The 23,897-nt window shown below is 72.8% G+C and carries 19 protein-coding genes; 11 read left to right on the top strand and 8 right to left on the bottom strand.

All coding sequences use genetic code 11. The features are described 5' to 3' along the window. Positions 1 to 17: 17 nt before the first annotated feature. The 8 genes from AC1PLR_RS20330 to fabG all read left to right on the top strand — a co-directional run bounded on the left by AC1PLR_RS20330 (position 18) and on the right by fabG (position 6,751). On the top strand, positions 18 to 767 hold the full coding sequence (locus AC1PLR_RS20330) for a lysophospholipid acyltransferase family protein (RefSeq protein ID WP_371180688.1): 750 nt from the start codon (positions 18 to 20) through the stop codon (positions 765 to 767). 9 nt (positions 768 to 776) lie between these two features. Further along, positions 777 to 1,064 (top strand): ApeI family dehydratase, encoded by a 288-nt coding sequence (locus AC1PLR_RS20325; RefSeq protein WP_017914445.1) that lies wholly within the window; start codon positions 777 to 779, stop codon positions 1,062 to 1,064. Beyond that, positions 1,061 to 2,035: an LpxL/LpxP family acyltransferase gene (locus AC1PLR_RS20320; RefSeq protein WP_010342700.1), complete on the top strand. Its 975-nt coding sequence runs from the start codon at positions 1,061 to 1,063 to the stop codon at positions 2,033 to 2,035. Before AC1PLR_RS20325 ends, AC1PLR_RS20320 begins: the two co-directional genes overlap by 4 nt. Beyond that, positions 1,959 to 2,606 (top strand): LolA-related protein, encoded by a 648-nt coding sequence (locus AC1PLR_RS20315; protein WP_481102134.1) that lies wholly within the window; start codon positions 1,959 to 1,961, stop codon positions 2,604 to 2,606. The genes AC1PLR_RS20320 and AC1PLR_RS20315 overlap by 77 nt, the downstream gene beginning before the upstream one ends. Positions 2,607 to 2,706: 100 nt before the next feature. Then, positions 2,707 to 2,928 carry a hypothetical protein gene (locus AC1PLR_RS20310; RefSeq protein WP_481099329.1) on the top strand — a complete coding sequence of 74 codons (222 nt, stop codon included), beginning with the start codon at positions 2,707 to 2,709 and terminating at the stop codon, positions 2,926 to 2,928. Positions 2,929 to 2,948: 20 nt separating this feature from the next. Continuing rightward, positions 2,949 to 5,282: an MMPL family transporter gene (locus AC1PLR_RS20305; RefSeq protein ID WP_481103651.1), complete on the top strand. Its 2,334-nt coding sequence runs from the start codon at positions 2,949 to 2,951 to the stop codon at positions 5,280 to 5,282. A gap of 4 nt (positions 5,283 to 5,286) precedes the next feature. After that, entirely contained in the window at positions 5,287 to 5,718 is a 432-nt protein-coding gene (locus AC1PLR_RS20300) for a hotdog family protein (RefSeq protein ID WP_481103650.1), read from the top strand. A 295-nt stretch (positions 5,719 to 6,013) separates the two neighbouring features. Then, entirely contained in the window at positions 6,014 to 6,751 is a 738-nt protein-coding gene (fabG, locus tag AC1PLR_RS20295) for a 3-oxoacyl-ACP reductase FabG (RefSeq protein WP_481102133.1), read from the top strand. Positions 6,752 to 6,803: 52 nt separating this feature from the next. On the opposite strand, the gene AC1PLR_RS20290 is transcribed toward fabG, so the two are convergent. The 5 genes from AC1PLR_RS20290 to AC1PLR_RS20270 form a co-directional block, all read right to left on the bottom strand. Next, a complete protein-coding gene (locus AC1PLR_RS20290; RefSeq protein ID WP_481102132.1) occupies positions 6,804 to 8,480 on the bottom strand; it encodes a tannase/feruloyl esterase family alpha/beta hydrolase in 1,677 nt (558 codons plus the stop codon). Between the two features lie 207 nt (positions 8,481 to 8,687). Next, on the bottom strand, positions 8,688 to 10,313 hold the full coding sequence (locus AC1PLR_RS20285; protein WP_481102131.1) for an NAD(P)/FAD-dependent oxidoreductase: 1,626 nt from the start codon (positions 10,311 to 10,313) through the stop codon (positions 8,688 to 8,690). Then, positions 10,310 to 11,131: a glycosyltransferase family 2 protein gene (locus tag AC1PLR_RS20280; RefSeq protein WP_481102130.1), complete on the bottom strand. Its 822-nt coding sequence runs from the start codon at positions 11,129 to 11,131 to the stop codon at positions 10,310 to 10,312. The genes AC1PLR_RS20285 and AC1PLR_RS20280 overlap by 4 nt, the downstream gene beginning before the upstream one ends. Further along, entirely contained in the window at positions 11,128 to 11,904 is a 777-nt protein-coding gene (locus tag AC1PLR_RS20275; protein WP_481103649.1) for a beta-ketoacyl synthase chain length factor, read from the bottom strand. The genes AC1PLR_RS20280 and AC1PLR_RS20275 overlap by 4 nt, the downstream gene beginning before the upstream one ends. An 8-nt stretch (positions 11,905 to 11,912) precedes the next feature. Continuing rightward, on the bottom strand, positions 11,913 to 13,112 hold the full coding sequence (locus tag AC1PLR_RS20270) for a beta-ketoacyl-[acyl-carrier-protein] synthase family protein (protein ID WP_420010276.1): 1,200 nt from the start codon (positions 13,110 to 13,112) through the stop codon (positions 11,913 to 11,915). 218 nt (positions 13,113 to 13,330) lie between these two features. Here AC1PLR_RS20270 and AC1PLR_RS20265 point away from each other — a divergent pair, with 218 nt between their 5' ends. Continuing rightward, positions 13,331 to 13,591 (top strand): YcgL domain-containing protein, encoded by a 261-nt coding sequence (locus AC1PLR_RS20265; RefSeq protein ID WP_010342688.1) that lies wholly within the window; start codon positions 13,331 to 13,333, stop codon positions 13,589 to 13,591. Next, on the top strand, positions 13,584 to 16,901 hold the full coding sequence (locus AC1PLR_RS20260) for an ankyrin repeat domain-containing protein (RefSeq protein ID WP_420008267.1): 3,318 nt from the start codon (positions 13,584 to 13,586) through the stop codon (positions 16,899 to 16,901). The genes AC1PLR_RS20265 and AC1PLR_RS20260 overlap by 8 nt, the downstream gene beginning before the upstream one ends. Before the next feature lie 291 nt (positions 16,902 to 17,192). Here AC1PLR_RS20260 and AC1PLR_RS20255 read toward each other — a convergent pair whose 3' ends face one another. Both AC1PLR_RS20255 and AC1PLR_RS20250 read right to left on the bottom strand, forming a co-directional pair. Continuing rightward, the gene (locus AC1PLR_RS20255; RefSeq protein WP_481102129.1) at positions 17,193 to 19,082 is read right to left on the bottom strand and encodes a S8 family serine peptidase; all 1,890 of its coding nucleotides are present in this window, start codon (positions 19,080 to 19,082) and stop codon (positions 17,193 to 17,195) included. 64 nt (positions 19,083 to 19,146) lie between these two features. Continuing rightward, a complete protein-coding gene (locus tag AC1PLR_RS20250; protein ID WP_481102128.1) occupies positions 19,147 to 21,492 on the bottom strand; it encodes a YadA family autotransporter adhesin in 2,346 nt (781 codons plus the stop codon). 212 nt (positions 21,493 to 21,704) lie between these two features. Between AC1PLR_RS20250 and AC1PLR_RS20245 the strand changes: the two genes are divergently transcribed. Further along, complete coding sequence (locus tag AC1PLR_RS20245) at positions 21,705 to 23,075, top strand: sensor histidine kinase (protein ID WP_481102127.1); 1,371 nt, start codon at positions 21,705 to 21,707, stop codon at positions 23,073 to 23,075. 54 nt (positions 23,076 to 23,129) lie between these two features. Here AC1PLR_RS20245 and AC1PLR_RS20240 read toward each other — a convergent pair whose 3' ends face one another. Beyond that, positions 23,130 to 23,840: a response regulator transcription factor gene (locus tag AC1PLR_RS20240; RefSeq protein WP_010341557.1), complete on the bottom strand. Its 711-nt coding sequence runs from the start codon at positions 23,838 to 23,840 to the stop codon at positions 23,130 to 23,132. Between the last annotated feature and the right edge of the window lie 57 nt (positions 23,841 to 23,897).

The following is a 23,897-nucleotide window of genomic DNA, read 5'->3' as shown; positions in this document are numbered from 1 at the left end:
TCAAGGAAAACAGCAAGTTGCCGCAGGCTGGGATGCCTTCGCGCATGGCCTGGGCGGTGTGGAACGCCCTGCAACTGGCATTCACCCTGGCGCACACCGCGCTGGGCATCGTCGTTGCGCTGGTGCTGCTGCGGCTGAGCGGGCCGCGCCTGCCGCTGCGCATGGCCGCGCGCTTCTGGGCGCCGGTGCTGCTGTTCGGCGCCGGGGCGCGACTGCAGGTGGAGGGCCGCGAGCGGGTGGACTGGTCGCGCAACCATCTGTTCGTCAGCAACCACCAGTCGATCATCGACATCTGCGCGCTGTTCATGGCGCTGCCGGTGCCGCTGCGCTTCCTGCTCAAGGACGAGATGCTGAAGGTGCCGTTCGTGAACTGGTATGCGCGCGACACCGGCATGCTGTTCCTGGACCGCGACAGCCGCCGCGCCGGGGCGATGATGCGGCGCGAGGCGGCGGCGCTGCTGCGCCGTGGCCAGGACCTGTGCCTGTTCCCGGAAGGTACCCGCAGCCGCAGCGGCGCGCTGGCCGAGTTCAAGGCCGGGCTGCTGCAGGCCGCGATCGATGCCGGGGTGGACGTGGTGCCGGTGGCGCTGGACGGGGCGGGCAAGGTGCTGCCGCCGACCAGCCTGTTCCGGGTCCGGCCCGGCCTCATCCGGGTGCGGATCGGCACGCCGATCCGGGTGAACGGCGAGGACGGCCCGCTGACTCGCCAGGAAGTGACCCAGCGCGCGCACCAGGCCGTCCGTGCGATGCTCGAACCCAGGATATGAGTCGCCCGTATGCAATTCGTCGTACCGCATGATCATCCCAGCCTGCCCGGCCACTTCCCGGGCCGCCCGGTGGTGCCCGGCGTCGTGGTGCTGGACCACGTGCTGCAGGCCGTGGAGGCGGCGCACGGCGCGCGCGCGCCGCTGCGCCTGCCGCAGGTGAAGTTCGTGCAGCCGCTGTTTCCCGGCCAGCCGGCGCGGGTGGAACTGGACGGCGCCGCACCGCGCTGGCGCTTCCGCGTGCTGCGCGGCGAGGACCTGCTGGTCAGCGGCGAACTCAACGCCGAGGCCGCGCCGTGAGCGCCGGCTGGAAGCACCGCCCGGAAGGCGGCGGCCGTTTCGCCCTGTGGCTGATCCGCAGCATCGCCCGCTACGGCGGCCGCGCCGTCGGTCGCCTGCTGCTGTACCCGATCACCCTGTACTTCCTGCTGGTGCGCGGCCCGGAGCGGCGCGACTCGCGGCACTACCTGAGCCGCGTGTTCGACCGCCCGGCCACCCTGCTGGAGGTGGCACGGCACATCCACACCTTCGCCTCGACCATCCTCGACCGGGTGTTCATGCTGTGCGGGCAGATGCACCGCTTCCGGGTGCAGATCCGCGGTCTGGACCAGTTGCACGCGCAGATGGACCGCGGCCGCGGCGTGCTGATCTTCGGCTCGCACCTGGGCAGCTTCGACGCGCTGCGGGTGCTGGCCACCGAGCGTCCGGACGTGCAGGTCAAGGTGGTGCTGGACAAGGCCCACAACCCGGCGATGACCGAGCTGCTCGGCGCGCTGAATCCGCAGCTGGCCGCCAACATCATCGACGCCGGCATGGACAGCACCTCGATCGTCATGGCGATCAAGCAGGCCACCGACGAGGGCGCGCTGGTCGCGCTGCTGGTAGACCGGCCACGCCCGGAGGATCCGGCGCTGCCGGCCGCGTTCATCGGCCAGGGCGCGCTGTTCCCGACCTCGCCGTGGCTGATCGCCGCGGCGCTCAAGGTGCCGGTGGTGCTGGCGTTCGGCCTGTACCGCGGCGGCAACCGCTACGAGCTGGTGTTCGAGACCTTCAGCGAAGGCCTGGACCTGCCGCGTCGGCAGCGTGCGCCGGTGCTGGCCGCGCTCATCCGCGATTACGCCGCCAGGCTGGAGCATTACACCCGCTCCGCGCCCTACAACTGGTTCAATTTCTACGACTTCTGGAACAACCGCCATGCCGATGCGCCGCACCTTGCCGTGGATGCTGATACTGCTGTGCAGCGCCGCACCGCTGAGCGCCGCATCGCCTGAGGCGCCGGACGCCGACTGGATCCTGCAGAAGCTGGCGCGGCCGGCGCCGGTCAGCACCGCCTTCGTCGAACTGCGCGGCTCGGCGCTGCTGAAGGCGCCGCTGCGGGTACAGGGCGAGTACCGCCGCCCGGACGCGCAGACCCTGGTGCGCGAGGTCACCGCGCCGTACCACGAGACCACCACCTTGCGTGGCGGCGACGCCACGCTGGAGCGCGACGGCAAGCCGCCGCGGCGCTTCTCGTTGGCGCGCGTGCCGGAACTGGCCGGCCTGCAGAGCGGCTTCGGCGCGTTGCTGTCCGGCGACCGCGCGCTGCTGCAGCAGCAGTTCGACATCAGCAGCAGCGGCACCCGCGAGCGCTGGCAGCTGCAGTTGCAGCCCAAGGATCCGGCCATGGCCGTGCACGTGCGCAGCCTGCACCTGTACGGCCGTGGCGCCGAACTGCGCTGCATCGAGACCATCCCGGCCAAGGGCGACGTCCAGCGCACCCTGCTGGCCGGCGCCGCGCAGGCCGCCAGCGCCGTTGCCGACGGCGCCGCGCTGACCGCGCTGTGCCACGGCGACGCGGCGTGATCCCCGCACTTGGAGGCGCCCGCCGGCAGCGTGCTGCCGGCCTGACGGCTGCGCGTGCGGTGGCTGATCGCACGGCGCAGGGCGGCGTGGGGATGCGGCGATGACGCGAGCCCTGAGTTCGAAGATGCGGATCTCGCTGGCGCTGCTGTGGCTGGCGCTGCTCACCGTGGCCGGGATCTGGTTGGGCAATGCGCTGCAGGTGTCGGGCGACTTGCGCAAATTCATGCCGGCCCGCGGTAGCAGGCGGCGGTCAGTCATGCCCGATGCCGCGCCCGCGGCCCCGGGTCTGAACGAGTGGGCGTTTGGGGAGCGGCTGTCGTGACACGCCAACTCAGTTCGAAGATGCGGATCTCGCTGGCGCTGCTGTGGCTGGCGCTGCTCACCGTGGCCGGGATCTGGCTGGGCAATGCGCTGCAGGTGTCGGGCGATCTTCGTAAATTCATGCCGGAAGCCCGCACTCCCGCGCAGAAACTCCTGCTCGACGAACTCGGCGAAGGCCCCGGCTCGCGGCTGCTGCTGATGTCGCTGTCCGGGGCCGATGCGGCCACGCTGGCGCGGCAATCGCAGGCGCTGCATGCCGAACTGGCCGCGCAGCGCGACGTGTTCGAACTGGTCGCCAACGGCGCCGATGCCGGCTTGGACGCGATCCCGCCGCGCCTGCTGCCGTACCGCTACCTGCTCAGCGACAGCTTCGACGCCAGGCCGCTGGATGCGCCGACCCTGCGCGATGCGCTGCAGGCACGGTTGCAGGACCTGGGTTCGCCGGCGGCGGCGATGGTGGAGCCGTTGCTGCCGCGCGATCCCACCCTGGAAGTGCTGCACCTGGCCGAGAGCCTGCAGCCGGCCGGCGGCCCGCAGCAGCGCGACTGGGTGTGGTTCGACCGCGCCGGCAAGGACGCGCTGCTGGTGGCGCAGACCCGCGCGGCCGGCTTCGACCCCACCGGCCAGCAGCGCGCGGTGGATGCGATCCACGCCGCCTTCGCCAAGGTCAGCGCCGGCACCGGCAGCAAGCTGACCCTGACCGGTCCCGGCGCGTTCTCGGTGGAGATCGGCGGGCGCACCCAGAACGAGGCGCAGTGGATCGGCACTCTGGATACGGTGGGGCTGATCGTGCTGCTGCTGGTGGCCTACCGCAGCTGGAAGATCCCGGTGCTGGGCGTGCTGCCGCTGGCCAGCGCCGGCCTGGCCGGCCTCGGCGCGGTGGCGCTGCTGTTCGACGGCGTGCACGGCATCACCGTGGCGTTCGGCTTCACTCTGATCGGCGTGGTGCAGGACTACCCGATCCACCTGTTCAGCCATCAGCGCCCGGGCCTGGACCCGCGCGAGAACGCCCGCCATCTGTGGCCGACCCTGGCCACCGGCGTGGTCTCCACCTGCATCGCCTACGTCACCTTCCTGTTCTCCGGCGTGGACGGCCTGCGCCAGCTGGCGGTGTTCACCATTGCCGGCCTGCTGGTGGCGGCGCTGACCACGCGCCTGCTGCTGCCGGCGCTGATCGACCCCTCGCCGCGCGACCACGCCGATTCGCCGATGCTGGAGCGGCTGTGGCGCGGCATCGCGCGGCTGCCGCGGCCGCGCTGGTCGCTGCTGCCGCTGGCCCTGCTGGCGGCCGCGGTCATCGTGTTCGCGCCGGGGCCGTTCTGGCAGAACGACCTGTCCAAGCTGACCCCGGTGCCGGCCGACGGCCTGGCCCGCGACGCGCACCTGCGCCAGGAACTGGGCGCGCCCGACGTGCGCTACGTGCTGGCGTTGCCGGCGGCCTCGGCCGAGGCCGCGCTGGCCGCGTCCGAGCGCCTGCGTCCGCGCCTGGATGCGCTGGTGGCGCAGGGCGAACTGGCCGGTTACGACATGGCCGCGCGCTACCTGCCCAGCGCCGCCACCCAGCGCCGGCGCCAGGCCGCTCTGCCCGATCCGGCGCAGGCCCAGGCGATGACCGCCGCGGCGGTCGCCGCCACGCCGTTCCGCGCCAACGCCTTCGCGCCGTTCCTGGCCGACCTGCAGGTCGCACGCAGTGCGCCGCTGCTGACCGCGCGCGACCTGCACGGCACGCCGCTGGCGACCCCGGTCGGCGGCCTGCTGCTGGAGCGTCCGGACCGCACCACCGCACTGGTGTCGCTGACCGGGCTGCGCGATCCGGCGCAACTGGCGCGGGCGGTGCAGGGCAGCGGCGCGCAACTGCTGGACCTCAAGGACGCCTCCGAATCGCTGGTCGCCGCCTACCGCGGCCGCGTGCTCGCCGCGCTGGGCGTGGCTGCGGTGCTGCTGGCGCTGACCGTGGCGATCGCGCTGCGCACGCCGCGGCGCATCGTGCGCGTGCTGCTACCGATGGCGCTGACCACGCTGCTGATCCTGGCGATCCTGCGCGGCTGCGGGGTCGAACTGAACCTGTTCCACCTGATCGCGCTGATCCTGGCCGCCGGCCTGGGCCTGGACTACGCGCTGTTCTTCGACCACGCTGGCGACGACCGCGCCGACCAGTTGCGCACCCTGCATGCGCTGATCGTGTGCAGCCTGATGACTCTGCTGGTGTTCGCGCTGCTGGCCGCCTCCAGCATCCCGGTGTTGCGCGCGATCGGCAGCACGGTGGCACTGGGCGTGTTGTTCAATTTCGTGCTGGCGCTGCTGATTTCGCGCGAGACCGCCAGCGACGCCCAGGAGAGCCGCCATGCACACTGAACCCTTGCACGGACGCGACGCCATCGCCGCGCTGGTCCCGCACCAGGGCCTGATGTGCCTGTGGGAAGAGGTGGTGGCCTGGGACGCGCAGCGCGTCCTGTTGCGCAGCGTCGCGCATCGCCAGGCCGCGCATCCGCTGCGCAGCGGCGATCGGCTGCACGCGCTGCACCTGTGCGAATACGGCGCGCAGGCGATGGCGGTGCACGGCGGCCTGCTCGGCCGTGCCGCCGGCACGCCGGTGCGGCCGGGCATGCTGGTGGCGCTGCGCGGTGTGCAGTTGCACGTCAGCGAACTGCAGGATCTGCCAGGTCCGATCGAAGGCGAGGCCGAGGTGCTGCTGCAGGCCGAGGACAGCCAGCAGTACGCCTTCCGCCTCAGCCATGCCGGGCAGTTGTTGGCCGAGGGCCGCGCGACGGTGATGCTGGGCGCGGCATAGAGGCTCGACTGGCCAGTGCAGGAGCGGCTTCAGGGCAGCGTTGGTCGTTGCGTTCGCCACACTCGAGCCGGATCCAGGTCGTCCCGTAGGAGCGGCTTCAGCCGCGACGAGGCGCCCCGGTAACGCCCATCGCGGCTGAAGCCGCTCCTACAAAAAGACGTCCCGTGGTGATCAGCGGTGCGTTTGAGCTGCGCCGCATATTCCCTGCAAGTCGTCCCGGTTGAGACCGCGCCTACGAGCGCGCGAATGAACCGTTAGGATGACGGCCCACCTTCATTGCGACCGAGGATTCCCGATGTCTGCATCCCCCGCACCGCGCCGCGCCCTGGTCACCGGCGGCAGCGGCGATCTCGGTGGCGCGATCTGCCACGCCCTGGCCGCGCAGGGCCTGCACGTGGTGGTGCATGCCAATGCCAATGTTGCGCGGGCGGCGGCGGTGGTGGAGGCGATCGTCGCCGCCGGCGGCAGCGCCGAGGCGGTGGCCTTCGATGTGGCCGATGCCGAGGCCAGCGCGCAGGCGCTGGCGGCGTTGCTGGAGGCCGGCCCGATCCAGGTGCTGGTCAACAACGCCGGCATCCACGACGACGCGCCGATGGCGGGCATGAGTGCGGCGCAGTGGCATAAGGTCATCGACGTCTCGCTGCACGGCTTCTTCCACGTCACCCAGCCGCTGCTGCTGCCGATGGCGCGCACGCGCTGGGGCCGCATCGTCAGCGTGTCCTCGGTGGCGGCCGTGCTGGGCAACCGCGGGCAGACCAACTACGCCGCGGCCAAGGCCGCGCTGCATGGCGCCAGCATGTCGCTGGCGCGGGAAATGGCCAGCCGCGGGATCAGCGTCAACGTGGTCGCGCCAGGCGTGATCCAGGGCGCGATGGCGGACAGTTCTTTCCCGCCGGAGGCGATCAAGCAGATGGTCCCCGCCGGACGCCCGGGCAAGCCGGAGGAAGTGGCCGCGCTGGTCGCGTTCCTGTGTTCGGACACGGCCGCCTACATCAACGGCCAGGTCATCGGCATCAACGGCGGCATGGGCTGACGACCGCGCCGCCGTTGCGCCGCGATGCCGGCGGCGCAACGGCGGTCTGCGCTCAGCGGCAGACGAAGCTGGACGCCGCCTCCACGTCGCCGCCGACATAGCGCGCCACCTGCGGATACGGGCACAGCGGCCGGCTGCGCTGGCTGCTCCAACTGGCCGGCACCTCGTTGTTGGGCGCGGCGCTGCCGCTGCCGCGCGCGTTGGCGACGATCGCGACCGGCGCCTGGCCCTGCTCGACCCAGGCCACCAGCGGGGTCAGCGCATCGAACTGGTCGGTGGCCGGCCCGCCGGCGCAATGCGCCATCGCCGGCACCGCAAACAGGCGCGCGTAGCTGGCGGCGTCGGCGTCGGCCGTGCGCAGGCGGTCGTACCAGGCCGCGGTGTCGGCGAAGGAGAAAATGCCGTCGCCGGTGCCGTGGTAGATCAGCAGCTTGCCGCCGCGCTTCTTCAGCGTGGTCAGCTGGGTCTCGTTCGGCGGGGTCATGTACGACCAGGCCGATTCGCGGAAGGCGCCGGCCGTGGCGAAGATCTTCGGCGCGTCGCGGTCCATGTCGAACTGCAGCGCATACTTCTTCAGATCCTGCAGCACCGCCGGATCCTCCGGCGGGGTGACGAAGCCGAAGGCCACCGATCCGGGCACCAGGGTCAGCGAGGCGTCCTGCCGCCAGCCCGCCCAGTCGCCGCTGGCGATGCCCGGGTCGTAGGGGAAGGGCGCGTACAGCGGCGTGCCGGCGCTGTTGCGCACGCCGGCGTGGATGGCGCCGAGCGCGCGCTTCTGCGCGGGGGTCAGGCATTGGCCGGTGCGCCCGGCGCTGCCGCAGGTGGCGACGTCGCGATTCAGGTCGAAGCGGCGCTGGCAGGCGACCACGTCCTGCACCATGCCGTCGCGCACGCCGTCCAGCGCATCGCAGGTGGCGACGATGCGCTCGGCCACCAGGCTGCGCTCGGCGGCGCTCAGGCCGCTGCGCGTATCGCTGCCGCCGGCCAGCGCCGCCAGTTGCTGGGCCGCGGCCAGGTCGGCGATCGCCGCCTTGGGCAGGTGGAACCCGGGATCGCCGACCAGGATGCCGTCGTAGTCCTGTGCGTCGCGTGCGGCGGCGACCATGCCGTGGCGGCCGCCGTTGGAGCAGCCGCCGAAGTAGCTGTAGTCCGGCGCCTTGCCATAGGCGATCTGCACCACGCGCTTGGCCATCGGGGTCAGCGCCTGCACCGCCTGGTAGCCGTAGTCCAGGCGCGCCTGCGGATCGCGGCCGAACAGCGGGTTCTGCGCGTTGCTGTGCCCGGCATCGGAACTGATGACCGCAAAGCCCATGCGCAGCGGGTTGTCGCGCTGGCCGCCGCCGCCGATGTCGCCAAGCGCGGGGACCACGTTGCCGTCCAGGCCGCCGTTGGCCTGGTAGAAGAAGCGCCCGTTCCATGCGGCCGGCAAGCGCATCTCGAAGCCGATCGCATAGGACTGGCCGTCGGTGCCGACGCGTTCGTGCATCAGGCCGGTGATCTGGCAATGCGCGCCGATCGGCTGGCCGGCCACCTGCAGGGCGCCGGCGGCCACGCTGTGCACGGCGGTGAAGCGGGTGCCGGGGTAGGCGAGCCGGCTCGCCAGCGCGTCGCAGGATTGTTGCAGCGGTGCCGGGGTGGCCGGTGCGCGCGGAGCCTTCTGCGCATGTGCGGTGGTCGGGGCGGCCAGGGCGGCGAAGGGCAGGGCCAAGGCGAGCAGCGTGGAGCGCATGGAGTTCTCCTGAGGGGCGCCGGGCGCGGGGGGCCTGTGTCGCGCCGGTGGCGCGGGGGCGTCAACCGGGTTGCGTGCGAAAACGCGAATGCGTGGGCGATATTCGCCCGATGTGACGCGTGACGCGCAATGGAGGCGTCCGCTGGGCGTGCCGCGGCGGCGGGCCGAGCGCGCGTTGTTGCAGGGCGGCATGGCCCTGCGCGTGGATCAGGCCGCGTCCGCGTACCAGGCCGGCGACAGCACCGGCAGCGGCGTCTGCGCATCGCGGCAGGCGTCCAGCAGGCCGTGGTCGGCCAGCGTGGGATGCTGCTGGCGGGCGCGCGCGAGGATCTCCCCGGCCAGTTCCGCCATGCGCGCGACATTGCCGTGCAGGCGGGCGACGAAGGCAGCGTCGTCCAGCCGGTCGCTCAGCGCGCGGTTGAGTTCGTGGAACCAGCCGATCAGGTACTGGTCCAACAGCCGCCCGTCGGCCACCGCCGCCGCCTGCGCGCGGTTGGCCGCGCCCCAGTCGCGCAGCAGCGCCTGCATGCCCAGGTTGAGCGCACTGGCCTGCTGCAGCGCCGGGCGCAGCCGGCCCAGCACCGCCAGGTCGGCGATGCGGTCGGTGCAGTACAGCGGCGCCAGCAGCGACCAGTAGTAGGTGTAGTCCCAGATCACCTTGACCGGCATCACCTGGGCGTCGCCGAACAGCGGGTACTGATCCTGGTAGAGGGTCAGGGTGTTCTCGTAGAAGGAGAAGTACAGCTGCTGGTACAGCTCGGCATACGGCGCGATGTCGCGCCCGGCGCGCTCGCGTCCGATCAGTTCGCAGATGTAGGTGTTGCTGATGGCGATGAAGTCGCTGCCCGGGGAATAGAACGGATCCAGGAACACGCCGGCCTCGCCGGTCAGCGCCCAGCGCTGTGCCGAGAACACCTGCTTGCAGCCGTAGGAGAAGTCGCGCAGGAACAGGAAGTCCTGCACCGTGTGCTCGCTGCGCTCCAGCGTGCTGGCCACCTGCGGCTGGTACGTGCGCAGCCAGTCCATCGCCTTGGCGTGGGTGTTCATGGTCTCCAGCGGATGCATCGCGGCATCGCAGACGATGCCCAGCGAATGCGCGCCGGAGGACAGCGGGATCAGCCAGAACCAGTAGCCGGGGCCGCACATGTGGTTGGTCGAGCGCCAGCGGTCCGGCGGCGTGCAGCGCTGCAGCCAGGCGCTGTCCTGCGACCAGCCGTTGGGATCGACCAGCCCGTCCACCCGCCACCACACCGCGTTGGCCTGGTGCGCGTTGTCCTGGGCCAGGCCGAGCTTGCGCTTGAGCAGGCCGGCGCGGCCGCTGGCATCGATCACCCAGCGCGCCTGCAGGTGGGCGTCGGCGCCGTCGCAGCTGTAGCGCACGCAGTGGTCGCCGTCGTCCTCGGCCAGGTCGACGCCGCGCACGGTGCTGCCGTCGAGGAACTCCACGCCCATCGCGCGCGCGCGCTGCCCGAGGAAATTCTCGAAGCGGCCGCGGTCGATCTGCCACGACGGCGTGGGCAGCAACTGGCTCACCCCCAGTTCGGTGCACTGGTCGATGTCGGCGCGCCGGTCGGAGAAGAAGAAGCGGAAGCCGAACTTGCGGATCTGTTCGGCATCCAGGTGCTCGCGCAGGCCCAGCACCTCGGCGAAGTAGTGCGCGCCGATCTCCACCGAGGACTCGCCGACCTTGAACGCGGCCTCGCGCACCGGGTGCGCGCGCCGTTCCAGCACGCGGATGCGCAGCTGCGGGTCGCGCTGGCGCAACTGCAGCGCCAGGGTCAGCCCGGCCAGCCCGCCGCCCAGAATCGCCACATCCGCCTGCGCTGCATTCATGTCGTCTTTTCCTTGGCGACGGCCAGGGGGGCCGGGTCGAGGGTGCCGTCGGCGTCGTCGATCAGCACCGGATTGGCGCGGGTGCGTCGGTACTCGCGTACCACGTGTCCGTAGGTCCACACCTGCACGATCACGTGCGAGGTGATCTTCCACAGATCGCGTACCAGCCGGAAGTGGCTCTTGCGGAACGTGCCCGGGGTCTGGCTGGCGTAGCGGGTCTCGATCGGCACCGCCACCACCCGCGCGCCGGCCTGGCGGGCGGCCGAGATCAGCAGTTGCGCCTCGAACACGAAGCCCTCGCCGGGCACGTCGGGCAGGGTGTAGACCGACTTCGGGTACAGGCGCTGGCCGCTCTGGCTGTCGACCAGGCGGAAGCCGCAGCCCCAGGCGATGCCCCAGTCGCCGAAATCGTTGCCGATGCGGCGGATCGGCGGCTGGCTGGCGCGCTTGCGCAGGCGCGCGCCGACGATCACGCAGCCGGGATGGCGGTTGGCCGCGGCCAGCAGCCGCGGGAAATCGGCGGCGCTGTGCTGGCCGTCGCCGTCCATGGTCATCACCGCGCGCGCGCCCTGGCGCTGCGCCTCGGCGAAGCCGCTGCGCAGCGCCGCGCCCTTGCCGCGGCGTTGCGGGTGGCGCAGCAGGGTCACCGGCAGGTCGGCGATGCAGTCGCTGGTGCCGTCGTCGGAGCCGTCGTCGACCACGATCACCCGCGGGCAGTGCGCCAGCGCGTCGCCGACCACCTCGCGGATGCGCAGCCGTTCGTTGAGGGCCGGAATCAGGATCGCGGCGTCGGCGGCGGTCAGCGGCGTGCGGCTCATGCGCGCAACTCCACCTGCAGGCAGCGGCCGCCGCCGGCGTCGAGCACGCAGCCGCTGCCGCCCAGCGCCAGCGCGTCGAACAGCGGCAGCATCGGCGCCATCGCGTTGCCGGCGGCGTGGCGCGTCAGCGGGCCCTCGCCGGCCGCGGCGGTGCCGTCGCGCAACTGCACCTGCAGTTGCGGCTTGCCGTCGCGTGCGCCGGCGCTCAGCACCAGCGCACCGCCGAGCAGCCCTTCGCTGCGCGCGATGCGGCCCAGTGCGCCCACCGAGCGGCTGTCGTAGCCGACCAGCAGTACTGCGTCCTCGCCCGCGGCCAGCTGCGACAGCGCTTCCAGCAGGCCCTGCGCGAAGCTGCCCGAGTGCGCGCTGATCGCGGTCGCCGCGGCGGTGGCGCCGGCGCCGATGGTCCAGTAGCCGGCGGCGGCGTTGTGCACCGAGTTGTGGAACTTGGTCGGCGACACCGACAGCGGGTCGCTGGCCAGGGTGGTGCACATGTAGTCGGTGATCGCCAGGTCGCCGTGGGTGGAGGTGAACACCGACGGCAGCGTGGCCGGGTCGCGGCCGGCGTCCTGGCAGGCGGCCAGCGCCGCATCCAGCGACACCGCCACCGTGTCCGGCGCGCGCCGGCGCTCGTTCGGCGCCAGCAACTGCGGCGACGGCCGGCCGGGCGTCTCCAGCGGCGCGCCTTCGCCGCGGGCGAACGCCTGTGCGAGCGTCCACGACGGCAGCCCCGGCGCCCAGAACCCGATGCCTTCGATCGTCGCGTGCAGCATCGGCGTGCTCATGCGCGGCCGAACAGCAGCGAGCAGTTGTTGCCGCCGAAGCCGAAGGAGTTGTTCATGGCGTAGCGGACCTGTGCATGGGCAGTGGCGAAGCGGATCTGCGGGCCGCAGGCGGGGTCGGGCAGTTCGCTGTTGAGGGTGCCGGGCAGCAGGCCGTCGCGCAGCGCCAACAGGGCGAACACCGACTCGACGATGCCGGCGGCGCCGAGGGTGTGTCCGGTCCAGGCCTTGGTCGAACTGGCGTGCAGGGTGGGCGGGAACAGCGCCGCCACCGCGGCGGCCTCGACGCTGTCGTTGGCCGGGGTCGCGGTGCCGTGCAGGTTCAGATACCCGACCTCGGCCGGATCCACGCCGGCGCGCTGCAGCGCACCGCGCATCGCCAGGCCGGCGCCCAGCCCTTGCGGATGCGGCGCCGACATGTGGTGCGCGTCGCTGGATTCGCCATAGCCGCACAGCAGCGCCTGCGCCGGCGGCGCGTCGGCGGCATCGGCGCGTTCCAGCAGCGCGTAGCCGCCGGCCTCGCCCAGCGACAGCCCGACCCGGCGCACGTCGAACGGCCGGCACGGTTCCGGCGATACCACCTGCAGCGAGTTGAAGCCGAACAGCACGCTGCCGCACAGCGTGTCCACGCCGCCGACCAGGGCCGCATCGACCACGCCGGCGGCGATCAGCCGCGCCGCCTGGGCGAACACCTTGGCGCTGGACGAGCAGGCGGTGGCGACGGTGATGCAGGGGCCGCGCAGGCCGGTGGCGGCGCGCACGAAGTCGCCGAGCGAATGCGGGGTGTGCACGATCGGTCGGTCCAGGTCGGCGGGCAGACGCGGGCCGTCCGCGTCATGCTCGAGCCGGGTGTAGGCCTCCTCGCTGGCGCCGATGCTGGAGGTGGAGGTGCCCATCACCACCGCCACCCGCTCGGCGCCATGCCGCTGCGCCGCGGCGGCCACGGCGGCGGCCATGCCGTCCTGCTGCAGCGCCAGCCAGGCCAGGCGGTTGTTGCGGCATTCCCAGACGGCCAGGGCGTCCGGCAGTGCGGCGGTTTCCAGGGCATCTACCCGGCCGATCCAGCATTCCAGCGGTTGCGGGCCGAAATCGTTGCGACGCAGGCCGCTGCGGCCCTCGCGCAGCGCCGCGGCCTGGGCCTGCAGCCCGCTGCCGAGCGCGTTGGTCGCGGTGTAGGCGCGGATGGCCACCGGGGCCATCCGGGGCGACGAGGACGCTTCGGTCACGCGGTCTTCCATACAAGGACAATCACCGCAGTATATCGACGCATTCGGTGATGCCGTGAACCGCCAACGAGGCGAACGTGAATGGCGCGCCTGCCCTGGATCCGTTCAGCGCAGGGCCGGCGTGCGCTTTCGCCGCTGGCGCATTTCCTCCACAATCGCTTGCCTTTCCACGCCAGGCGCACGCCACGGGCATGCAAGCCTACGTCTACAAAAGCCAACGCAAGCCGGACACCTATCTGTATCTCGCCGCCCGCGACGACTTCGGCCGTCTGCCGCCGGCGCTGCTGGCGTCGCTGCAGCCGCTGGCGTTCGTGCTCGAAGTGGCGCTGACCGCCGAACGCAAACTGGCCCGTGCCGATCCGGCCGCGGTGCGCGCCAACCTCGCCGGCTGCGGCTTCCATCTGCAATTGCCGCCGTCCCTGCCCGGCACCACCGATCGACACGATGACTGACTCCTTTCTCCGCGCGCGTGCGCCGATGCTCGCCGCCGCGCTCGGCGCGGTGCTGGCGCTGGCCGCCGGATTCGGCCCGCTGGCCGCCGCGCTGGGCGCCTGGCTGGCGCAGCCGGCGTTCGCCCTGGCGCTGTCCTGGCAGCGCGGCAGCCGGCCGCGTCCGCGCGCGGCGCGCGAGCTGGTCGGCGCCGCGGCGCCGCTGCTGGTGCTGTGGGCCGGCGGCATGGCGCTGGTCGCGGTGTTGGTGGCCTGGCCGCTGGCGGCCCTGCACGACAGCGGCAGCCTGGCCGCGGCGCTGGCGCTGAGCGTGGCCGCCAGTGCGGCCTTGCTCGGGCTGTGGCGGACCTGGCCGCTGTGGCACGGCAGCGATGCCGAGGGCGGCCCGCTGGGCGCACGCTGGCACGCGCTGGCGCAGCAGGACGTGCAGGCCTGGCGTGGGCTGGCGGTGGCCGCGCTGGTGCTGGTGCTGGCCGGGCTCGGCGTGGTGCTGGCCTGGCCGGGGCTGCTCGCCGACGCCGCGCGCTGGCCGCTGGCGCTGGCCTATGCGCTGCTGTCGCCGCTGCTGCACGCCGGCCTGCAACGGGTGGCGCCGCCGCAGACGCTGACCCCGCCGGTGTCCTCGGCCGACCTGTTCGCCGAACTGAGCGCCAACACCGCGCCGCGTGCCGACGAGCCGCCGCCGGCGCAGGACGAACTGCATGCGGCGCTGTATGACGCCGCCCGCGGCGGCCGCGTCGATCGCGCGCTGCAGTTGCTGCAGGCCGGCGCCGATCCGCACGCGCTGCCCGCCCCCGAGTGGCGCGACCAGCGCAGCCTGCCGGTGCTGGCCGCGGTATTGCCGGACCTGCGCCTGCTGCGCGAACTGATCGTGCGCGGGGTCGACGTCAATCGCCCGCACCTGGGCATGACCCCGCTGCTGGCCGCCACCCGCGACAGCTGGCATGGCCGCCCGGAGGCGGTGATGACCCTGCTCGCCAACGGCGCCGACCCGCGCGCCAGCGATGGCGACGGCAACACCCCGCTGCATCACGCCGCGCGCAGTTCCGACCCGGGCGTGGCCGCGCTGCTGCGCGACGCCGCCGCCGAACTGGACGCGGCCAACCGCGACGGCCTGACTCCGCTGGCGGTGGCCTGCCAGGTCGGCAACTGGCGCATGGCCAAGTTCCTGCTCGAGCGCGGCGCCAAGCCGGAGCCAGCCGAGGCCAGCCCGGTGCTGCTGGCCGCCGCCGGCACCGAGGAAGACGATCCGGCCGGCGTGCAGTTGCTGCTCAAGCACAAGGCGCGGGTCGACGCGCGCGATCGCCAGCGCCGCAGCGCGCTGCACGAGGCGGCGCAGGCCGGCCACGTGGAGATCGTGCAGGCCCTGCTCGGCGCCGGCGCCAACCTGGAAGCGCGCGACGCGCTGGGCCGCACGCCGTGGCTGGAAGCCGCCCGCCACGGCCGCGTGGCGGTGCTGGAACGGCTGCTGCCGCACAAGCCGGATCTGACCGCGGTCGACGGCGACGGCCGCAATGCGATCCTGCTGGCCTGCACCGCCGACCACGTCGCCCCCGGCCTGATCCGGCGCCTGCTCGAACTGGGCGTGGCGCCGGCGCAGCCGGACCAGAGCGGCCGCCGCGCCGTCGACCTGGCCGCCGAGGCCGGGCGCTGGGCGATCGTGTCCGCGCTGGACCCGGACTATCCGCTGCCGGCCGCAGTCAGCGACGGCCAGGGCGAGAGCGGCCCGGCCGGCCTGCCTGACCGGCCGCCGCTGGAACTGCTGCGCGAGGGCCTGCAACTGGGCCAGCCGCGCGAGGGCCTGGCCGCGCTGGCGCGGCTGTGTGCGCCCGAGGAACTGGGCGCGCTGCTGCACGATGCGCCGCTGGCGCTGAACGCGCAGGCGGTGGACTGGCTGCTGGCGCACGGCGCCGCGCCGGAAGTGCTCGATGCCTGCGGCGATACCCCGATGTTCGCGCTGCTCTCGCGCGGCGTGGAGGCGGTGCCCAGCCTGCAGGCGATGCTCCGCCACGGCGTGTCGCCGGCCGGCCGCGGCGGCCTGACCCGCCTGCTCGCCGCCTGCGCCCAGCACGATCACGCCTCGCGCGCGCTGGAACAGTTCGCGCTGGAACTGCTCGAGCGCGGTGCCGATCCGTTCGCGCCGTCGCCGGCCGGCGATCCGCCGCTGTCGCTGGCGGTGCGGCTGGGCTGGCTGCGCCTGCAACTGCAGTTGCTCGAGCGCGGCGCCGACCGCGAGGCACGCGACAGCCACGGCATGACCGCGCTGCACCTGGCCGCCGCGCTGGGCCGCGAGGCCTCGCTGAAACTGCTGATCCTGCAGGGCGCCTCGCCGGACGCGCGCGCCGCCGACGGCCAGACCCCGCTCGGCGTGGCCCTGGCCAGCGGCCGCCGCGACCTGGCCGACTGGCTGGACTGGCGCACCTGGCCGCTGCCGCGGCGTCCGCTGCGCGAGGCCGACGTGCCGGCCGCGGCGATGGTCGGCGATGCCGAGGCGATCCGCCGCCTGATCGATCTGGGCCTGCCGGTGGATGCGGTGGATGCGCAGGGCTGCACCGCGCTGCTGCGCGCCGCCGGTGGCGGCCATGCCGCGGCGGTGAAGCTGCTGCTGGCGCGCGGCGCCGATCTGCAGCACGCCGCGGCCAGCGGCGCCACGCCGCTGTCGGCGGCGGTGAGCATGCGCCAGACCGAGATCGTCGCCGCCCTGCTGCAGGCCGGTGCGCAGATCGAACACCGCCTGCCCGGCGGGGTCACCGTGCTGATGCTGGCCTGCGCGCTGGGCCTGCCGGACATCGCCGCGCGGCTGCTGGCCGCCGGTGCCGACGTGCATGCCGGCGACGCGCAGCAACTGGCGCCGCTGCACTGCGCGGCGCTGTACGGCTTCACCGCGCGCGACAAGACCCGCTTGCTGGCGTTGCTGGACACCTTGCTGCTTGCCGGCGCCGAGGCCGACCGCGGTTCCGCCGGCGGGGTCACGCCGCTGCTGCTGTTGCTGGGCGCGCGCGCCGAACCGGGCACGGCCTGCGAGGAGCCGGTGGTGCTGGCCGGCGTCGAGCGCCTGCTCGACGAGGACGTCAGCCTGGAGGTGCAGGATCCGCGCGGCTTCGGCCCGCTGCACCTGGCCGCGCTGCACGGCCTGCCGCTGCTGGTGCAGCGCCTGCTGCGCGCCGGCGCCGATCCGGAACTGCGCGATACCTTGAACCGCACCCCGCGCGAGATCGCGGTGATGCGCGGTTTCGTCGACGTCGCCGGGCAGTTCCAGCCGGCGCTGCCGGGCGTGTCCTCGATGGCCCGGTTCCTGCGCGAAAGCCGCTAGCGCTTTTCCTTCTCCCACCGGGAGAAGGTGGCCCGGAGGGCCGGATGAGGGCAGGGCGCAGCCTCGCGCCGCCCATCGCCCCGCGCCTCGTGCCGTCCCCTTACTCAGACCCCTCTCCCGATGGGAGAGGGGCTTGCCGCATCGCGGCGCACCGCAGCGCCCAAAAAAATGCCCGCCGGAAGGCGGGCGAACTGCGTCATGGTAGGCACATCGCTGCTTTCGGAATCGCGGCGGCAGGGTCTTCTCCCGCGGACGTGGCGCGGCGGCGAACGGCGCCGCCGCGCGGTCGCGTTACTGCCTTGCGACCACGGTCAGGCCGCTGTAGCTGCCGCTCAGGCGCACGTAGTAGGTCGTGGCGCTGGACGGGGTGAGGCGCACCGTCTGGGTGGTGGTGCCGGCACGGGTGGAGCGCGCGTCGTAGCTGCTGCTGGTCGGCACCTTGCCCGCCGACACGTACATCGCCACGTTGCCGTTGCCGCCGAAGGTCATGAAGCTGACCGCGGTGCCGGCGGCGGCCTGGAAGCTGTACAGCGCGTCGCCGCCCTGGCTGCCGAGGCCGCGCATCTCCACCTTGTTGACCAGGGTCTTGGTCGGCGGCACGCAGGTGCTGTCCGACGGATTGCACGGCGGGGTGGTGGCCATCTGCAGCAGCATGTCCACGTCCAGGATGCCGGCGCCGATCGGCGTGCTGGTGGGGATCGCCACCGGGAACGGCCGTGCGCTGGCGCGCAGCAGGTCGCGCATGCCGGTCCAGCTGAACGGGGTGGTGGCCACGCTCTGCACCAGCGCCACCGCCGCGGCCACGTGCGGGGAGGCCATCGAGGTGCCGGCCATGCCGCCGATCTGCCAGTCGCTGGTCGGGCTCTGCGAGCCGCCGTTGATCACCTGGAAGATGTAGCCGCCCGGGTTGCCGTCGATGTCGCCGCCGCCGCCCGGCGCGGCGATGTCCACGCGGGTGCCGTAGTTGGAATAGCTCGCGCGGCCGCCGTTGATGCGCGAGGCGCCGACGCTGATCACGCCGTTGCAGGAGGACATGGTGTAGGTGGCGGCGTTGGCGTTGGAGTTGCCGGCGGCGACCACGATGATCGTGCCCTTGGCGTTGATCTGGTCGATCGCGTCCTGGTAGATCTGCGGGCAGGTATCCGGGGAACTGCTGCCCAGGCTCATGTTGATCACCTCGGCCGGGTTCGGGTTGGTCGGCAGGCCGGCGACCGGCAGGCCCGCGGCCCACAGCATGCCGTCGGTGATGTCGCTGCCGAAGCCGCCGCAGGAGCCGAGCACGCGCACCGGCAGGATCTTCGCGTCGTAGGCCAGGCCGGCGGTGGCCAGGTTGTTGTTGGTGACCTGGGCGATGGTGCCGGAGACATGGCTGCCGTGCCACGAGCTCGGCTCCGGGGCGTTGCCGGAGCCGCCGAGGGCGTTGCAGTAGTCGGCCTCGACCCAGTCGCCCAGGTCGTAGCCGCCGGCCACGCGGCCGTCGGTGTCGCGGCGCGAGACGCGGTGGTCGGTGATCATGTCGTAGCCGGGCAGCACGTTGGCGGCCAGGTCCGGATTGTTCTGCACCACGCCGGTGTCGACCACCGCCACCACCACGCCCTTGCCGGTGGAGCGGGTCCAGCCCCGCTCGGCGTTCACCCCGCCGACCGGGTCGTGGAAATTCCACTGCAACTGGGCGTAGGCCGGATCGTTGGGGGTGGTGGAGGCGGCGGCCGCGACGGCGGTCGGCAGGCGCACGCTGGCCTCGTCCAGACGCCGGTACAGGCGGTCGACCTGCACCGACACCACCGACGGGTCGGCCTTCAGTTCGTTGATGAAGGCGGTGCGCTCGCTGTCGCTGAGGTGGCGCGAGGTCTGCACCACGTGCCAGCCCGGCACCGCCATGTCGCGCAGCACCTTGGCGCTGACGGCGCTGCGCACGGTCAGGCCGTCGCTGGCGATCTGCGCGCGCTGCATGCCGCTGCGTGCCACCGCGCTGCTGAGGGTGGTGGCGAGCAGGCTGCGCGCCTGGGTGCCGCCGTCGCGGGTCTTGACGATGAAGCGCTGGCCCAGGTCGTTGGGGTTGGCCGATTGCGGCACCGGGCCCTGCACGCGGCCCAGGCCGATGGTGGGAGTGGCCGCCTGCGCGCCAGCGGCGAACAGGACGGCGGCGAGGGCAGCGGCGAGCGTGTTGGAAGACATCATCTGCAGATCCTGGAAAAAAGAGGAAGAGGAAGAAACACCGCGGCGCGCGTGGCGCCGCGCGACATCACAGGTCCACGCCCACGCCGATGCCGGCCGAGGACTCGCCGTTGCTGAAGGCGCCGCCCAGGCTGAACGAGGCACGCGCGCCGAGCTTGCGGGCGTAGCCGATCGACAGCGCCTGCTGCCCGCCCTGGAAGCCGGCGCCGACCGACACGCGCCCGCGCGGGCTCTGCGTGCCGGCGGCGTTGACTGCCATGTTGAGCATCGCCGCGCTCATCGCGCCGAGCTTGTCCATGCGCCGATCCATGCCGTCGAGGCGGTGTTCGGTGTCGGTGCGCAACTGGTTGAAGCTGTCGTCCAGCGCGGTGATGCGGGTGTTGGTGTAGGCGTTGGCGCTGCTCAGGGTGGCGCTGTCGCCGGCGCGCATCTGCGCCACGTTGGCCGCATCGGTACCGGCGCTGCCGGCGGCGACGTTGGCGATCTGCCGCTCGTTGCCGGCGCTGCCCACCGAGACCGTGTTGGCGCGGTCGGCGACCGAACCCTGGCCCAGCGCCACCGCGTTGGTGGCAGTGGCCGAGGCACCCTGGCCGAGCGCGGTGGCCGAGGCGGCCGAGGCACTGGCGCTCTCGCCGAGCGCCACCGCATTGGTCGCTACTGCGGCAACGCGGGCGTTGGCGCCGACCGCGGTGCTGCCGTCGGCATTGACCGTGGCGTTGGCGCCGATGGCGGTGTCGTTGGGGCCGTAGGCCAGCGCCTGCGCGCCCATCGCCAGGCCGTTGTTGCCGTTGGCGGTGGCCCCGGAACCCACGGCCACGGCATTGGTGCCGGCGCCGGTGCTGGGTGCCGTGGCCGCGCCATCGCCGCCGCCGATGCTGACCCCGCCGGAGCCGCCGATCGCGTCGAGGCGGTTGCCGAAGCCGGTCAGCGCGGTGTCCAGCGCACCCATCGCCGAGCCCAGGTCGGTGTAGTGGCTGCCCTGCACCAGGTAATTGCCGCCGATCAGGTTGCCGTTGGCATCGACCACGCTGCCGGCGCCGAAGGCGGCGGCGACGTTGCGCAACTGCGCCAGGTTGACCGCATCGGTGTCCATGGTGCCGGCGGCCAGGTTGGTCAGCTGGCGCTCGGCGCCCACCGCACCGATGGACACGGTGTTGTCGCGTTCGGCGACCGAGCCGGCGCCCAGCGCCACGCTGTTGTTGGTGATGGTCTGCTTGTCGTCGACGAACTGCGAATTGCCGACCCGCGCGCCGGCACCGATCGCGATCGAGTGGTCGCCGAACACATCGGCGTTGGTGCCCACGGCGATGCTGTCGTAGAACAGCACCGGGGTGTCGAGGAAGAAGTTGCCGTTCCACACCATGCCCCCGCCCAGGGCCAGGCTGCGGGTGCCGCCGGCCCAGGAGCCGTTGCCGAGCGCGGTGGCGCCGACACCGCCAGCGAAGGCGGCCGGGCCGACCGCCGTGCCGTCGTCGCTCTGCGCGAACGCGCTGGCGCCGACCGCCACGCTGTGGGTGCCCCAGGCGCGTGCGCCGTTGCCGAAGGCGCTCGCCCACTCGGCGGTGGCCGTGCTCTGCGCGCCCACCGCCACGGCCGCGTATTGGTTGGCCACCGCGGTGGTGCCCACGGCGACGCTGCGGTTGGCGCTGGCTTCGGACAGGGCGCCGACCGCGGTCGAACTGTAGGCGGTGGCCAGCGCGCCGCCACCCAGCGCGGTGGACAGCGGGCCGGTGGCCTGGGTGGCCTGCAACTGGGTGCCTTCGGCGCCGAAGCCCGGATTCATCTCCTCGCCCACGTCGACGATGCCGCCGACGGCGACGCTGGAGCGGTCGCTGGCGATCGCGCCGGCGCCGGCGGCCACGTTGTACTTGCCGCTGGCCTGGGCGCCGGCGCCCAGCGCGGTGGCGGCCACGCCGGTGGCGGAGGTCTGCTGCAGGATCGTCACGCCGTTGGAGACGTTCGAGAAATCCAAGTCGAGCATGCCGCCGATGGCGGTGGTGGAAATCTCGGTGGCCAGGCTGTTGTGGCCCACCGCCAGCGCGTGGTTGGCGTAGCCCACCGCGCCGCCGCCCAGCGCCATGGCGCCGGTGCCCACCGCCGAGGCGGCCTCGCCGGCGGCCAGCGCTTCGTCGCCGTCGGCCTCGGCACCGGCGTTGCTGTCGGCGCTGCCGGTGGCCTTGAAGTAGACGCTGGGGTCGTAGGTGGCCGCGGCCGGGGTCGCGCTGGCGTCGCTGGTCGTGGCGTCGGTGCCGGCGGCGGCGGGTTGGGCGCTGGCGGCCGTCGCGGTGGTGGTGGGCGTCTGCGCCATCGCCGTCGAGGTCAGGCACAGCGCACAGGCCAGGGCCAGGGTGCTGTACGCGCGGGGCATCGGATGACGGGCGGCGGTGCCGCGCAGGGAAGAGCATGCGTTCATGGCGATCTCGGGCTGGAAAACGGCAGGGCAGAAAGTGACGTCGGCGGCGCGTGTGCGCCTCCGCATCGATCAGGAGTGGTCTGGGAGCCGCGCCGTCGTCCCCGGGCGCGTTCCGTCATGCGAACTTAGGCCCGCCGTCACCGGCTTGTCACCTGCAAGTTCTCGCATGATCATCATCGGATTCTCACTGAACGGGAATGGAGCACGGCGGCATGGCGAAGGCGTTCTGGAACTGGCTGGGCCGCGCGCCGCTGCTGGACGAGGTGGACCGGCGCAACGCGCGGGTGATCCAGTTGCTGCTGCTGTTCCTGGCGGTGACCATTCCCGCCACGCTGGTGATCGCGCTGGTGCTGGCGTGGCCGCAGCTGCGCGGGCAACCGGTGCAGCCCGGGCTGGTGATCTCGTTGAGCATGAGCCTGTTGATCGGGGTGTGCGCGGCGATCGGGTTCGTGCGCGTGCGCCATGGCGCCTTGCGCGGCGGCGTGCGGTTGCTGCTGGGAGCGATGCTCGGCTCGCTGCTGGTCAATGCCGCCATCCACGGCTTCCAGCGGCAGTTGCCGGACCAGTTGGCGCAGATGCTGGTGCTGATCCTGGCCGGGCTGGTGCTGGGGCGCCGCGCGCTGTGGGTCACCTTCGTCGCCTTGCTGCTGATGCTCGGCGTCGGCGTGGGTCGCGATGCGCTGGCCGAACTGGCCGGCGCGCCGGCGCAGGCGCTGTTCAACGTGCTACCGGTGCTCTTCAGCTATCTGCTGGTGGCGCTGCTGCTGGACCGCACCACCGAGGCGCTGCGCGAGAGCTTGCGCGAATCAAACGCGCGCGGCCAGCGCCTGCAGCAGGAGATGCAGGAACGCGAACGCGCGCAGACCCAGCTGATCCATGCGCAGAAGCGCGAGATCACCGAGCGCATGGCCAGCGGCCTGGCCCACGATTTCAACAACATCCTGGCGGTGATGTCCGGCTTCGCCGCCGCGCGCCACGACGACGATCTGGACGGCGACGCGCAACGCATCGCGCACCTGGAGGACAGCCTGGCGGCGGTGGAGGAATCGGCCGAGCGCGGCATGACCATCGTGCGCCGGCTGCTGCGCTTCAGCCGCCGCGACGCCGAGCATGTCGAGCGCTTCGACGCGGCGGCGGCGGTGGACGCGCTGCAGCCGATGCTGCGGCAGTTGCTGGAAGCGCGGATCGTGCTGCGTTGCGCGGTCCCGGCGACACCGGCGCCGATCCGCTTCGAGCGCAGCCAGTTCGACCTGATGCTGCTGAACCTGGCCTCCAACAGCCGCGACGCGATCGCCGACCGCGGCCATTTCGACATCGCCGTCTCCAGTGAGGACGAGGGCACCGTCATCGAGGTCGCCGACGACGGCCACGGCATGCCGGCCGAGGTGGCCGCGCAGGTGTTCGAGCCGTTCTACAGCACCAAGCCCGCCGACAGCGGCACCGGCCTGGGCCTGGCGGTGGTGCGCGATCTGGTGGTGCGCGCCGGTGGCCGGATCCAGGTGCACAGTACGGTGGGCGTGGGCACGCGCTTCCGCATCGTGCTGCCGCACGCCGACGCGGTGCTGGCCTCGGTGCCGGCATAGGTCTGGTCAGCTGCGCCTGCCCGCGTCACGCGGCGCGCGATGGCGAGTGGCGGATCAGCCGGCAGGATCGAGGATGTAGCCCTTGCCGTGCACCGCGGCCAGCGGCAGCGGTTCGCCGCAGCGGCGCTGCACCTTGCTGCGCAGGCGGTGCACCATCGAATCCAGGCGGTGCGCGTCGAAGTCGTAGACGCGGTCGGTGAGGGCGGCGATCAGCGCCTCGCGCGCCACCAGCAGGCCCGGTTGCTCGAGCAGGCGCAGGCACAGGCGGCGTTCGCTGCCGGTCAGCGCGGCGGCGGCGCCGGACGGCGACAGCAGGCACCAGCCGTCTTCGCTCATCTGCCAGCGCCCGCGCGCCGGCGCCGCCGGCGGACGCCCGCTCACGCGCCGCGCCAGGCTGTGCAGGGTCGCGGCCAGCAGGTCGATCTCCACCGGTTTGGACAGGTAGGCGTCGGCGCCACCGGTCAGGCCGCGGATGCGGTCCTCGGTCTGGCCCAGGCTGGTCAGCATGACGATGCCGAGGTCTGGATACTGCTGCCGCAGCGCGCCGGCCAGGGTGAAGCCATCGGTATCGGGCAGGCCGACATCCAGCACCACGATCTCGGCGCCTTCGCGCTGCACCCGCTGCTGCAGTTCGGCGCCGGTGCCGCAGCCGTCGGCGGCGAAACCGAAGCGGCGCAGGCCCGGGACCAGGATGCGATCGCGCAGTATCGGATCGTCCTCCAGGACCAGAGTGCGCAGGGCGGCGGCAGCGGGATCGGAAGTCATGCGCAGCCGCAGTGTAGCCGCAGCCGCGCGCTTGCGCGCGCCTGAACGGCGTGCCGC

This window comes from Xanthomonas sp. NCPPB 3570, assembly GCF_056725115.1.
Note: the sequence above shows the minus strand (reverse complement) of the source record. Positions and strands in the feature narration are given on the sequence as shown.